Below are 14088 nucleotides of genomic sequence, written 5' to 3'. Positions count from 1 at the left end.
CGGGGTTGCGCTTCAGTCAGTTGCCCGGCAGAGCGAGCGACACGCCGGTCAAGCCGCCCCGCAAAGGCCGGCAAAGGATAGACCATGCCCATCGTCCGGATGTTCCCCGACACGCTCAACGACGAGAACCGCCGGTTCGATCAAGCACCGCTACGGCAGACCCTGTTTCTCAACAGCGTCCCCAAGTGCGGCAGCCATCTGCTCCGCAACATCATCCGCATGTTTGTCCCCGTGGAGCAGCAATATCATGCCCAGTTCATCCAATGGGCAAATCTGGGCCAACATCTCTCCGCCTTGGATCCGACCAAACCGCAGCTGAGCTGGGGACATTTGTTCTTCAGCGATGACTCGGCGATGGAGCTGGCCGGCGCGCGCAAGATATTGCTCGTTCGCGATCCCTATGACTGGGTGTTGGCGCGTGCGCGCTTTTTCGTTTCCAGCGAATTCAGCGGCAATGTCGACCGGCTCAAAAACGGCGAGCTTTCGGTCGAGCAACTGCTCAACCTGATGATCTTCGGCATTTACCAAAAAGCGCCGCCGATGATCGATATATACACGAACAACGCAGTCGCGTGGCTCGGCACCGATATCCATCTCGTCCGCTATGAGGAGCTCGTTGCCAATCTCAAGCAACTGGAAAGCCGTGCCGCCGAATTTTTCTTCGCGACACTGTTCGATGCGTGCGGCATCGCCATGCCGAGCGATTGGCGCGAGCGCGTCGCCATCGGGTCGGACCGCAAGCAAAGCGGCACGGCGCGGGAAAACCTGACTGGTCCAGCCATCGACTTCCCGGACGAATTGCCGGCGATGCAGAAGAAGCTGGTGGATTTCGCCGTACCCGGATTGCGGGCGATTCTGGGATATTTCTGACCCGAGCCGCCTCTCCCAACCGCCGGGCAAATCACCGCCGATGCTGCTTTCGAAAAAGTCGGCGAGCAGGGTTGCTGCTCGCCGACTCAACAACAATCAGCGTTACAAATGCTTAGAAGTGCACTGCCGCTCCGGCACGAATATATGTGCCTAGGATGCCGGGGAAATACGGCGTGAAGCCGCCACTCGCCGGGAAGGGGTACGGGGCCCCAGCATCGAAGAGATTGTCGACATCGATGTGGACCGTGAACCGCTTGCTAATGTCCTGCGAGAGCGACAGATTCACATAAGTGAAGGAGTTCACATACGGCACCGTGTAGAAGTCGATCGGGTTGTTCGGGTTGATCCGAGCGCGGCCGATATAATTGACTTCAAACTGCCCGTGAAATCCGCCCCTGTCGTACATGAACGTCGCAATGCCCTTGTTGGGTGAATAGCCGGGCGTGTTGCTCGTAAGGACAGGCGCAGCCCCCGCGGTTACGACGGTGGAGAGCGTATCAAGATATTGATAGCTTACCTTAACGCCAACATGGCTGCCCGCGCCAAGGAAATCCGTCTTGGTGCGATAAAGCGCATCGACGATGATGCCCTTGTAGCGCAGTTCAGACGAGTTGAAGTAGCTGCTCCCCACCAGCGACAGCTGGTGCGTTCCTGGATCGCGCTGCACCAGGCCGCAGAAAGTGTTGTTAGGATAGGAGCGCGAGTCATAACATGCCTCGACCACCTGATCATTGCTGAACTGGCTGATCGCGTTCTTGAGGGTGATGTCGATATAATCGACCGTCGCGCTGAAGCCCCGCAGGAAACGCGGCTTGAGAACGATACCTGCCGTGAAGCTGTCAGACTGCTCATTGGTCAGCGCGTTATTGCCGAAGGTGAAGGTCTGGAAAGAACGCTGGTTTGACAGCGAACTGAAGTTGGTCGGCACCCCGGCAGCCGCGCAATTCGCTTTACGCGCGGCAGGATCGGGGCCGACATTCACCAGCGTCTGATCGCAAACGTCGGTCGCGAACCCAAAGGCACTCGATCTCGGGTTGTACGCCTCAGTGATCGACGGTGCGCGAACCGCGCGCGTATAGGCGCCGCGGAACGTGATGTCGGGGACCGGCGCATAGCGCGCCTGGAACGTATAGGTCGCATCACCGCCCGCCTGCGAGTTCCAGATATAGCGCCCGGCCGACTGGAGCGTCAGCTCGGATACGAATGGAACATGGTTGGCCGGCGAAATGATATTCGCGTTGAGCTCTCCGAAAAGCTCGTTGGTGTGATATTTACCGAACACCGGGTCAATCGGCACCGATCGGCCGTAGCTGCCGCGCTGTGACGAATCTCCGGTACCGCTGCCAAAGTAGAAAGCGCCGGGATTAAAGCTCGAATCTTCGGCGCGATGCTCGTAGCCCAGCGCAAACGACAAGTCGCCACCAGGTAGCTTGGCGAAAGGACCGGCAATCGAAACGACCGCGTCATATTGATGGTTGATGTTCTTCGGCGTCGCAATCGTCGTAATATAGTCCTTCACGGCTTGGCTGTTTTGCTGACCGAACGGATTGAGCGGCGCACAGCTCGAGCTGATCGTCGGGATCACCGAATTCGTATAGCCCGGCGCGCAGACGATCTTGCCCGATGCATCCACGGTCGAGTTCAGCGCATTGAGGAAATTTTGCTCGTTCAGCTCTGGATTCCGGCTGGTAACTCTCGACTGGCCATAGTTGAAATAGGCCTCGAACCGCCAATCCTTGCCCGGTAACACGTGCAACGTGCCGTCAACGCCGCCAACAAACCGGATGACTTCCGATTTGCCGGTGGATACGCCGGAAGACAGGTCGATATTGGCACGACCTAGGTAGAAATAATTCTGCGGAACGCCAAAAGTGTTCTGATCGCTATTGGGGTTATTGGTAATGGCGTTCTGAATGGCCGCTCGTGCGGGTGCGGACAGGAACGGGTTGGTCAGCGGGAGGATCAAGCTGCCATCGCGAGTGCCTGCCGCGCCGAACAGGCCCACATTATAGGCGGGCTGCGAAGCAAGGTTTCTGCCCTCGCTAACGCTGTACCACCCCTCGCCGAACAAGCGAATGTTATCGGTCAGGTCGAAAGACGCATTCAAATTCGTGCTGTAGCGCTTGATGTCCGTCAGAAGATTCTCGACAGACGATAGCTTGTAGGCGTTGCCACCACTGGTAAACACATTGAAATTGCTATCGGTTCCGACAGTGTTGCCGAAATTGATCGGGATAAGCGAGCCACTGGGGTCAAAACGCAAGGTTTGTCCTGCTGCATTTTGAACGCCAAAAGTCTGCGTCGGGTCCCCAAAAATAAGGTTGGACTGCTGCGGGCTCGTTACGAAATCGAGACCGAAAGCGGCACCACCAACAACGGGGATGCCGTTTGGATCGACCGACGGCACGCGAAAATCGCGGTAGATGGACTGCTGCAGCGAACCCGATGCACTCAATACGCCATTGCGATTATCGGCAAATCGATCGTCACTTGCGGTGGACGGGCGGTCGGTAAACAAAAGACCCTTTGATTCATCATATTCGGCCGCGAAGGTGATATTCCCTCGGCCGCCAGCGAAATTGTGGCCGGCAAGCAGGCGGAAACGGTGATCGGGCGCGTCGCCGCGCGACGAGACGCCATTTTGGGCATCCAGATCGAGGCCTTGATAATCGCGCTTGAGGATGATGTTGATCGTGCCCGCAATGGCGTCCGAACCATAAATCGGCGCGCCGATCGCAGCGACGGTTTCGATCCGATCAATCAGCTTGGTCGGTATGATGTTGAGGTCGACTTGGTTGCCGCCCGATCCTGTCGGTCCAAAAATCGATGACGTGTTGGACGAGACAAATCGCCGGCCATTGACCAAGGTCAGCGTACGCTGGGATCCCAGCCCGAGGAAATTGACAAAGCTTTGGCCGGCACCGAAGCCGGATTGGTTGAAGCCAACCGGCGATGCACCCGGCACGCCGAATGTCGGCTGCTCGTTAAGCGCCTGCGCGACGGTCTGAAAACCGCGAGCATCAAGCTCTTGCGATGTGATCTGCTCGATCGGTGACGCCGTTTGGAGGCCGCGCTGTGCGATGCGCGAACCCGTCACGATAATCTCTTGAGATTTTTCCTTCGTGTCGGTCGCAGGAGGCGGGGCCGCCCCTTGTGCCTCTGGAGCAGGAGAAGGATCGGCAGCAACCGCTTGGGCCGAAGCAGCCCCTGCGTGAACAGCCGCAGCGATGAATGAAGCCGACAGCAGCAACCGTCGGGAAACAAGGTGAGGATTACGACGCATTATAGTCCCCTTCACAAAAGCACCCGCCATTCCTTTGAATGTCCGGGCGAGGAAAGGGTGCAGCGTGAGCGTTAACGCTTCAAGCCGCAACTAAGCAAAATTACTGTATGTCGCTAAAATGCAACAGGTTCGCCAAGCCGTCGGCCCTATGCCCCGGCTTGGCGAGCCGATTGATCAATAACGGTAATGATCGGGCTTGAACGGGCCCGCCACCGGCACGCCGATATAATCGGCCTGCTTCTGGCTGAGCTGAGTCAGCTTCACGCCGAGCTTTTCGAGGTGGAGCGCGGCGACCTTCTCGTCGAGGTGCTTGGGCAGGACGTACACGTCGTTCTTGTATTCGCCGCCCTTGGTGAACAGCTCGATCTGCGCCAGCGTCTGGTTGGTGAAGCTCGCCGACATCACGAAGCTCGGGTGACCGGTCGCGTTGCCCAGGTTCACCAGCCGGCCCTTGGACAGGATGATGATCTGCTTGCCGTCGGGGAATTCGACCAGGTCGACCTGCGGCTTCACTTCGGTCCATTTGTAGTTCGACAGCGCCGAAATCTGGATCTCGCTGTCGAAATGGCCGATGTTGCAGACGATCGCCATGTTCTTCATCGCCTTCATGTGATCGGCAGTGATGACGTCGGCATTGCCGGTGGCGGTCACGAAGATATCCGAGCGCTTGACCGCTTCTTCCATCGTGACGACTTCAAAGCCTTCCATCGCCGCCTGCAGCGCGCAGATCGGATCGATTTCGGTGACCAGCACGCGCGCACCGCCATTACGGAGCGACTGGGCCGAGCCCTTGCCGACGTCGCCAAAGCCGGCGACGGTCGCGACCTTGCCGGCCAGCATCACATCGGTGCCGCGACGGATCGCGTCGACCAGCGATTCCTTGCAGCCGTAAAGATTGTCGAACTTCGACTTGGTGACGCTGTCGTTGACGTTGATCGCCGGGAACGGCAGCTCGCCCTTCTTGGCGATGGCGTAAAGGCGGTGGACGCCGGTGGTGGTCTCTTCCGACACGCCCTTGATGTTCTTGACGCTCTCGGTGAGGTAGCCGGGCTTCGCCGCGACGAACGCCTTCAGCGCGCGCTGGAATTCGACTTCCTCGTCATTCTCGGGTTCGGGCAGGCTGTGGCCGGCTTCGATCTTGGCGCCCCACAGCGCGAACATCGTCGCATCGCCGCCATCGTCGAGGATCATGTTGGCGGTCTGGCCGGTGCCATCATCCCAGTCGAAGATGCGGCCGACATAGTCCCAGTAGTCCGCCAGGCTCTCGCCCTTGATCGCGAACACCGGCACGCCCGAGGCGGCGATGGCGGCGGCGGCGTGGTCCTGCGTCGAGAAGATGTTGCACGTCGCCCAGCGCACCTCGGCGCCGAGCGCGGTCAGCGTCTCGATCAGCACCGCGGTCTGGATCGTCATGTGCAGCGACCCGGTGATGCGCGCGCCCTTCAGCGGCTGCGACGCGCCGAACTCGCTGCGCAGCGCCATCAGGCCCGGCATTTCGGTTTCGGCGATGTCGATTTCCTTGCGGCCGAAATCGGCAAGGCTGATGTCGGCGACGACGTAATCGCGCTCAAGGACGGTGGTGGCCACAAGGGGTCTCCTGAAATGGGCAAGGGTTGGCAACCGGGCATTCTCGCCCGGAATGGCCGGGCCATAGCCGCTGGACACGCCCAAATCAAATATAAAGATGTCTTTATATGCCTGCGAGAGGATGGCCCGCTATGCCTGCCCTGCCCCGCTGACCAACAGCCTCGGATCGATGCCCGCGTCGCGATAGGCGCGCTCCCAGCGCTGATCGGCCGGGGTATCGAACAGCAGCTCGACCGTGCCCGAAACCGCCAGCCAGCCGTGGCGCGTCATTTCCTCGTCGAGCTGGCCCGCGCTCCAGCCGGCGTAACCGAGCGCGACGAGCCAGTGGCTCGGCCCTTTCCCCTCCGCAATCGCGCGCAACGCATCGATCGAGCCCGACAGCGCCCAGCGGCCGGCGACATCGATCGTGTCCTGCCCGCCCCAATCCTTGCTGTGGAGCACAAAGCCGCGCGCGGGCTCCACCGGACCACCCAGCACGACCGGCGCGTTGGGCGCTGTGTCGGTGTCGATCTCGAACTGCTCGAGCAGATCGTGCAACCCCAGCTCGCGAATCGGGTTACCGACGCCGATACCAAGCGCGCCATTCTCATCATGGGCGCACATCGCGATCACCGCGCGTTCAAAGCGCGGATCGCCGATGCCGGGCATCGCCAGCAGGAATTGGCCGGTGAGGAAGGGCGGCGCGGTCATTGGCGGCAAGATACTCCTGCCTTCCCCCGGCGTCCAACGACAAGGCGCGCCTTATCGGCTCAATCAGCGCATCACCGGCTTTTATCCTTGGCACGGCGAGGGTAAGGGGCAGCGGCATTCAGCATGAAAGGAACTGCTCCGATGACGATCAAGGTTGGCGACAAGCTGCCCAGCGCTACCTTCACCAAGGCGACCGATCACGGCCCCGAGGCGGTCGACACCGACAGCTTCTTCGCAGGCCGCAAGGTCGCACTGTTCTCGGTGCCCGGCGCGTTTACGCCGACCTGCTCGGCCAAGCACTTGCCCGGCTTTATCGAGCATCTCGACGACCTGAAGGCCAAGGGCGTTGATGAAGTCGCCTGCACGGCGGTCAACGACGCGTTCGTGCTCGGCGCGTGGAGCAAGTCGAACAATGCCGATGGCAAGGTGACGATGCTCGGCGACGGCAATGGCGATTTCGCCGAGGCCGTTGGCCTGACGATGGACGGCAGCAAATTCGGGCTCGGCAAGCGCGGCCAGCGTTTCTCGATGATCGTCGAGGACGGCGTCGTCACTCAGCTCAACGTCGAAGCGCCGGGCGAATTCCAGGTGAGCAGCGCCGAGCATATGCTCGAGCAGCTGTAAATCGCTCGTCAATTAAACAACTGGTCGTCACCCCGGGCTTGACCCGGGGTCCGGCTTCTTCTTCCGCGGGCGAGCAGCGGGACCCCGGCTCAAGGCCGGGGTGACGGTAAGCTCAGCCCCCGACTTGCCAGCGCAACATGGCTGCTCTAGCCCGACGGGCCATGAGCACCCCCTGCCCCGCCGCCGTCGAAATCGTTACCGATCTTGATCGGCTCTACAACGCCTCGGTCGAGCGGCTGCGCGCCGCGCTTACCGCTTACCTGAGCCACGGCACCCCGCCCGACCCGACGCTGCGCGCGAGCGGTGCCTTCGCTTATCCCGAAATCCAGCTGACCTATCGCGGTGCCGATGGCCGCCCCACGCCGCTCCGCTCGTTCGGCCGGCTGGTCTCGCCCGGCGAATACCGGATCAGCGTCACCAAGCCCGGCGTCTTCCGCGATTATCTGACCGAGCAGCTGAGCCTGCTGATCGAGGATTATGATGTCGATGTCGTGGCGGTCCCCGGTCGGCAGGAAATCCCCTTCCCCTATGTGCTCGATGCCGGCGCGGCGCTCAGCCTTGATGACGTCTCGGCGGCCGAGCTCGCCCAGCATTTCCCCGCGACCGAGCTTGCCTATATCGGCGACGAGACGGCCGACGGCCTGCTCGAAAATGTCGACGGGGTCCGCCCGCTCGCGCTGTTCGACGCGCTGCGTACCGATTTCAGCCTGGCGCGGCTGAAGCATTATACCGGCACGCCCGCCGAGTATGTTCAGCGCTATGTGCTGTTCACCAACTATCATCGCTACGTGGATGAGTTCGTGCGCTGGGCGGCGAGCCAATTGGGGGATGGTAGCCGCTTCACAGCCCTGTCGGGCGCTGGGGGCGTCATGGTCAAGGCCGGCGACGATATCGAGGCGGTGCTGGCGGACACGAGCGCGTGGCGGCGACACCAGATGCCCGCCTATCACTTGATGGCCGACGATCGCACTGGCATCACGCTGGTCAACATCGGCGTCGGGCCATCGAACGCCAAGACCATCTGCGATCACCTTGCCGTGGTGCGGCCCGAGGCGTGGCTGATGATCGGCCATTGCGGCGGTCTGCGCCCCAGCCAGCGGATCGGCGATTATGTCCTCGCCCACGCCTATCTGCGCGACGACCATGTGCTCGACGATGTGCTACCGCCCGAAATCCCGGTGCCCGCTATCGCCGAGGTGCAGCAAGCGCTGGCGCGTGCCGCGCAGACCGTCTCGGGCCAGTCAGGCGATGAACTCAAACGCCGGCTGCGCACCGGCACGATCGTGACCACCGACGACCGCAATTGGGAGTTGCGCTATTCGCAATCGGCGTTGCGCTTCTCGCTCAGCCGCGCGGTCGGCATCGACATGGAGAGCGCGACCATCGCCGCGCAGGGTTATCGCTTCCGCGTGCCCTACGGCACTTTGCTCTGCGTGTCGGACAAGCCGCTCCATGGCGAGCTCAAGCTCCCCGGCCAGGCCAATCGCTTCTACGAGCGCGCCATCGCCGAACATATGAAGATCGGCATCGAGACCTGCGAGGAGTTGCGTCGCGAAGGCGCCAAGCTGCATTCCCGCAAGCTGCGCGCCTTCAACGAGCCGCCGTTCCGCTAAATGGCATTGCCAGCGCCGAAACCGCTCTTAGGATCGGCGCGGCAACCGGAGCGATGGAGCAGGCATGGACGCGGCGACGAGTGGGACTGAGGATAAGACGCCGCATCGTTTCCATCGCTCGCTTTCGGGTCTTGGCGTTATCATTCTGACGCTGTCGGTGCTGTCGCCGGGGGTGTCGATCTTCGTCAGCGGTGCATCGATCCTGCAGCAAGCCGGCACCGGATCGGTCATCGCCTTCCTGATCGGCGCTGTGGTCTGCTATTGCCAGACCGCGCTCATCGCCGAGCTCGGCGCGGCTTACCCCACGGCCGGCTATGATTATGCGGCGATCGGCCACGCGATGGGCGATTGGGCGGGGGCGACCACCTATATCGCGACGCTCATCAACATGCCGGTGTTCCTCAACCTGTCGGCGATCGGCATCGCGATTTATCTCGCGCCCTTCGGCATCCCGCTCAGCGCAACGATGATCACCTTCATCACCATTGCCACGGTGACGGCGCTGGCGATGCTCAACATCCGCGCCAACGAAATGCTGACCGGCATCTTCATGCTGATCGAGTTCGCCGCGCTGCTGTTGGTGGCGGCGATCGGTGTCTGGCACGCGCAGCCGGATGCTGCCGTGTGCGTACTGAACCCGGTCCACCTCGACAATGGCGTGTGGATCGCCGCGTCGATCGGGATCATCGGCATCGCGGTCAATAATTCCTCCTGGGCACTCGCCGGCGCGTCGCAAGCGTTGATGTTCAGCGAGGATATGAAGCGGCCAGAGACCATCGGTCGGATCATCCTGATCGCGTTTTTGCTCACCGTGTTTTTTGAGATCGCCCCCGTCTTCGGCACGATCGTCGGCGCGCATGATTTGAAAGCCGTGTTGGCCAATGACGCGCCGTTTGAGACGTTCCTGGGCCAATATCTCCCTGCGTTCCTGTTAAAGCTGGTGTCGCTGTCGATCGCGATTGCGATCTTCAACGCGTGCCTGGCCGGGTTTGTCGGGCTCGGGCGCACCGTGTTCAGCATGGGGCGGACCGAGCTGTTCACCGCGCCGATCAACCACGCACTGACGCGGCTGACGCGGCGGACCGATGCGCCTTGGGTCGCGCTGCTCCTGCTCGGCACATCGACCGCGCTTGCCACCTACATCCCGTTGACCGCCAAGCTGCTGCTGCTCTCCGGCAGCACGACGATCCTCACCATTTTCTACGTCCTGGGCGTCTATATCGGCCGGCGGAGCGGGCGGACCGGCGCGCGGTATCGCACACCGCTTTTCCCACTGATCCCGCTGCTCGGTGTGGGCATCGTGATCGGCGAGGCGGTCGTCCTGTGGCTCGACGCCGAGACGGGGCGCAAATCGCTGTTCATCTGCGCGGGCGCCTATCTGCTGGCGTTTTGTTATTACCGCTTCGTGCTGATGCGGCGACCCGGCGGTTGGAAGATGCGCGGGCCGGACGATATCGACGCGCTGGTCGCGCGCGATGTGGTCGACGCTTAGGCGCTCGGTGGGTCGGCAATCATCGCGGTGAAATTGGCCTGCGCCGCGACCTGGCCGTCGATCAGCGCGCGACCGGCGAATTTGCACACCGTCGCCCGCTTCTGGATGAACTCGACCTCAAGCCGCAGCAACACGCCGGGCTCGACGGGTCTGCGGAATTTCGCCTCGTCGATCGCCATGAAATAGACGAGCTTGCCCGAGCCGGCGAGGCCCAGGCTTTCGACCGCGAGCACGCCGGCGGCCTGCGCTAGCGCCTCGACGATCAGCACGCCCGGCATGATCGGGCGGCCGGGGAAATGCCCCTGGAAAAAGCCTTCGTTGATCGTCACCGCCTTGATCGCCGCGATCGACCGGTCGGGGATCAATTCCTCGACACGATCGACCAGCAGCATCGGGTAACGATGGGGCAGCGCCGCCATGACCGAGCGGATGTCGAGCGGGCCAAGCGCGGCCCGCCCTTCCCCAACGTCATGCACGGCGCCGTCGCTCATTCGCGTCAGCGGCTCTTGGGCTGCTGCTTGGCCGGCTGGGTCGGTGCCGGGGCCGGGGTGCCCTGAGCAGGTGCCTGCTGCTGCTGCGGCGGCGTGATCGACACGGTCGTCATCGTCGCGTTGAGCTGCTGCAGCACGGCAGGCGTGATGTCGGTCGCCGGGTCGAATGCCAGCGTCTGATCGCGCGGGACGACGATGTTGCTGTTCTTGGTCTTGCGCACCTGCTCGGCGATCGGACCGACCTTTTCGAGAATCTGGTAGCGCACATACTGGTCGACGCGCTGCACTTCCTGGATGAACGCGCTGTATTGCTGCTCAGCTTCCGCTGCCTTCTGGCGGGCCTTGGCATAAGCATCGGCTTCAGGCGCGGTCGGGGCCAGCGTGCCATCGGGCTTGGCGACCTTGCGCGCCGCGGCCGTGGCGTCATCGAGCGCCTTGTAGGCAGCGTCGAGATTGGCCTTCAGCGTCTGCGCCGTCGCGCCATATTTGGCCTGGATCTGCGAGGCACCGCTCTTGGCTGCGCTGCTGTCGCTGTACAGCGTATTGATATCGACGGTCAGCGTCGATTGCGCCGACGCCACCCCCGGCAGCGCGAGCGCGCCAGCCGTCATCGCGGCCGCGAGCGCGGCCGATTTCGCAAGCATTTTCATCAGAATTGGGTCCCTACGTTGAAGGTTACGAGCTTCTTGTCATCTCCGGGCACTGTGACCAGCGCCTTGGCGATATCGATACGGAGCGGTCCGAACGGCGAATTCCAGTTGATGCCGACACCGACGGAGACGCGCGGCTTGGCTGAATCGCCAGTGAAACGTTCAAGGAACGGCTGGGTGGTGACAGTGTACAAACTGTTCGTCGACGTGCCCGTGCAAGCGCCGCCGACCGTCGCCGAATAGCCCGTCGAACACGTCGTGACGGCGTTGGGGTTCGTCGTATCGGTCGATGGCACGATATAATAAGGCTGGCCATTCGACGCGAACTGCTGAGCGACAAGCGGATCGACAATCGTCTGACCCGTCGTTGGGTCGACATGCGTCGGGAAGGTCTCGGTCGGCAGCGGCCGCGTCACGCCAAACAGCGCACCGAATGCAACGAAAATTGACGGGCGAAGACCAAGCTCGCGTCCGCCCGAACCGAGCGGCAATTCGAGTTCCAGCTTGCCGAGATAATAGGCCCGGCCGCCCAGTGCATCGTCGCTGATCTGATTGCGGTCGGTAACGAGGCTTTGCACGCCGGTCGTCGAATCCGTGGTGTACGGAATGCGCAGAATGCGCGGGCCAACGCCGCGAATGTCAAAGCCCGGGAATTGCGGCTCGCCAAGATAGAAGCGATCAATGATGCGGACCGGGTCGACACCGGCCCCGGGGCTGCCCCGCAACGCCTTGATATAGGCTGCCTCACCGCTAAGCCCGAGGATGAAGCCGCTGCCGATATCGTGATAGCGATGATATTCGACGCGCGTGCGCAGGTAGCGGACGTCACCACCAAGACCCGCGAAATCCTCGTTCAGCGAGAATTGTTGGCCTCTCGTCGGATGCAACCGGCTGTTGAGGCTGTCGCGGATCAACGAAAAGCCCACCGCCGACGTCACCCGGTTGCCAACTTCCTCGCACAAATAGCGCCCGGCAGTGCAGATTCCATTGGTATAATAGGTATTTGCGTTCAGTCCGACCTGATCATAAGTCAGGCTATAGCGCCCGGCGAGTGACCAATATTCGGTCAGTGGCAAGCCGACGCGGATCTGAAAACCGGTCGATACCTGGCTGTACGAGGTCTGGCGTGAATCGCCGACATAGTTGAACGCATTGTAATCGCGCCGGAAGATATCACCGCCAATCGCAATGTTGCGATCGAACAGATAGGGCTCGGTAAAGCCCAGATCGACTTGCTTCGAATAGGTCGAATATTCGACACTGGCCCGTAGCGTCTGGCCGAGGCCGCGGAAATTGCGCTGCTCGATCGATGCCTGGATCAGGAACCGCTCCAGGCTCGAATAGCCGACCGACAGGTTGAGCTGCCCCGTCGCCTTTTCTTCCAGATTGGCTTCGAGCACCACGCGGTCGGGCGACGAGCCCGGCTTTTGCGTAATCTCGAACTTTTCCTGGAAATAACCAAGCGAATTGATGCGATCCTGCGAACGCTTGACAAGGAAGGTGTTGAACGCATCCCCTTCGTTCAGGCGCATTTCGCGCCGGACGACCTTGTCCTGCGTGATCGTATTGCCGTTAATGTCGATGCGCTCGACATAGGTACGGTTGGCTTCCGAAATGTGGAAATTGATATTCATTTCCAGCTTTTCGCGATCGGGCGTATACTCCGGATTCACTTCGGCAAATGCATAGCCGAACAGACCGGCAGTCTGATTGATCGAGTCGATCGAGTCCTCGGCCTTTTTGGCGTTGTACCAATCGCCCTTTTTGACTGAGAGCGACTTGGCAAGTTTGCTATTGTCAAAATCGCGGATATCGCTGTCGACCGTCACATCGCCAAAGTGATAGCGTTTCCCTTCCTCCACCACGTAGGTGATGATGAAGTCGCGCTTGTTGGGCGTCAGCTCGGCAACGGCCGAAGTCACCTTGAAGTCGGCATAGCCTTGGGTCAGGTAGAATTGGCGCAGCTTCTGCTGGTCGTAAGAAAGCCGGTCCTGGTCGTAGCTCGTGTTCGAGCTCAGGAAATGGCGCAGGCCGGCCTGCTTGGTCGCCATCTGTTCCTTAAGCTTACCGTCCGAGAAAACCTGATTGCCGATGATGTTGATCTGGCGGACCTTGGATTTCGGCCCTTCATTCACTTCGAAAATCACGTCGACGCGGTTCTGGTCGAGCGCGACCATCTTGGGCGTCACCGTCGCGGCGAAGCGGCCCTGGCGGCGATAGAGCTCGATGACGCGCGCGACATCCTGCCGCACTGCCGAGCGCGTGAAAATCTGGCGCGCCTTGAGCTTGATTTCCTTATCGATCTTTTCCTGCTTCAGCCGCTTGTTACCTTCGAAGATAATGCGGTTGATGATCGGGTTTTCGCGGACACGCAGCACGATATTGCCGGTTTCGGCACCGACGATGGTCACATCGGCGAACAAGTCGCTCGCGAGCAGATCCTTGATCGCCTGGTCGAGGATCTCGTTATTATAGACCTGGCCTTCGCGCAGCTTGACGTAGGTGAGCACCGTATCGGGCTCGATGCGCTGCGACCCTTCGACGCGGAGCGAATGGATGATGTGTGCGGCAGGCTCGGGCGTGGTCGCGGCGGGAGCAGCCGGCGCCGGTGCCGCGGCTGCGGGCGCCTGAGTAGCAGCGGGCGCAGGCGCGGTCTGCGCATGGGCAATCGCGCAGCCGCTCGACAGGATGGTGCCGGTGAGCAACGTGGCGCAAGCGCGCGCGCCGAATTTGGTAACCTTGGTCGCTTTCACTCTTCCACCCCAACAGGAATTATCGTGCGCGGCTG

Annotated in this window: 10 protein-coding genes; 4 read left to right on the top strand and 6 right to left on the bottom strand. The window is 61.4% G+C overall.

Translation table 11 applies throughout. The features are described 5' to 3' along the window. Nucleotides 1–84: 84 nt before the first annotated feature. A complete protein-coding gene (locus ACLB0R_RS14085; protein ID WP_416643988.1) occupies nt 85–870 on the top strand; it encodes a hypothetical protein in 786 nt (261 codons plus the stop codon). 112 nt (nt 871–982) lie between these two features. Here the strand turns inward: ACLB0R_RS14085 and ACLB0R_RS14080 are convergent, their stop codons facing one another. From ACLB0R_RS14080 to ACLB0R_RS14070, 3 genes are all read right to left on the bottom strand, one after another. Then, nucleotides 983–4153, bottom strand: a complete 3171-nt coding sequence (locus ACLB0R_RS14080; protein ID WP_416643987.1) for a TonB-dependent receptor domain-containing protein — start codon at nt 4151–4153, stop codon at nt 983–985. Between the two features lie 174 nt (nt 4154–4327). Further along, on the bottom strand, nt 4328–5740 hold the full coding sequence (ahcY, locus tag ACLB0R_RS14075) for an adenosylhomocysteinase (protein ID WP_416643986.1): 1413 nt from the start codon (nt 5738–5740) through the stop codon (nt 4328–4330). A gap of 129 nt (nt 5741–5869) precedes the next feature. After that, nucleotides 5870–6430, bottom strand: a complete 561-nt coding sequence (locus ACLB0R_RS14070) for a YqgE/AlgH family protein (protein WP_416643985.1) — start codon at nt 6428–6430, stop codon at nt 5870–5872. A 141-nt stretch (nt 6431–6571) separates the two neighbouring features. On the opposite strand from ACLB0R_RS14070, the gene ACLB0R_RS14065 reads away from it, so the two are divergent. From ACLB0R_RS14065 to ACLB0R_RS14055, 3 genes are all read left to right on the top strand, one after another. Further along, the gene (locus ACLB0R_RS14065; RefSeq protein WP_416643984.1) at nt 6572–7054 is read left to right on the top strand and encodes a peroxiredoxin; all 483 of its coding nucleotides are present in this window, start codon (nt 6572–6574) and stop codon (nt 7052–7054) included. Between the two features lie 161 nt (nt 7055–7215). After that, nucleotides 7216–8667: an AMP nucleosidase gene (locus tag ACLB0R_RS14060; protein WP_416643983.1), complete on the top strand. Its 1452-nt coding sequence runs from the start codon at nt 7216–7218 to the stop codon at nt 8665–8667. Between the two features lie 64 nt (nt 8668–8731). Beyond that, nucleotides 8732–10159 (top strand): APC family permease, encoded by a 1428-nt coding sequence (locus tag ACLB0R_RS14055; protein WP_416643982.1) that lies wholly within the window; start codon nt 8732–8734, stop codon nt 10157–10159. Here ACLB0R_RS14055 and fabZ read toward each other — a convergent pair. From fabZ to bamA, 3 genes are read right to left on the bottom strand one after another with little or no spacing between them, the layout of a single operon-like run. Then, nucleotides 10156–10650: a 3-hydroxyacyl-ACP dehydratase FabZ gene (fabZ, locus tag ACLB0R_RS14050; protein WP_416643981.1), complete on the bottom strand. Its 495-nt coding sequence runs from the start codon at nt 10648–10650 to the stop codon at nt 10156–10158. The genes ACLB0R_RS14055 and fabZ overlap by 4 nt on opposite strands. 5 nt (nt 10651–10655) lie before the next feature. Further along, complete coding sequence (locus ACLB0R_RS14045) at nt 10656–11300, bottom strand: OmpH family outer membrane protein (protein WP_416643980.1); 645 nt, start codon at nt 11298–11300, stop codon at nt 10656–10658. Continuing rightward, nucleotides 11300–14053 carry an outer membrane protein assembly factor BamA gene (gene bamA / locus ACLB0R_RS14040; RefSeq protein WP_416643979.1) on the bottom strand — a complete coding sequence of 918 codons (2754 nt, stop codon included), beginning with the start codon at nt 14051–14053 and terminating at the stop codon, nt 11300–11302. The genes ACLB0R_RS14045 and bamA overlap by 1 nt, the downstream gene beginning before the upstream one ends. Between the last annotated feature and the right edge of the window lie 35 nt (nt 14054–14088).

It is taken from the genome of Sphingomonas sp. GlSt437, assembly GCF_048015635.2.
In the GTDB taxonomy this organism is placed as follows: Bacteria; Pseudomonadota; Alphaproteobacteria; order Sphingomonadales; family Sphingomonadaceae; genus Sphingomonas.
The sequence above is the reverse complement of the archived record's forward strand: the minus strand, read 5'-3'. Positions and strand labels throughout refer to the sequence as shown.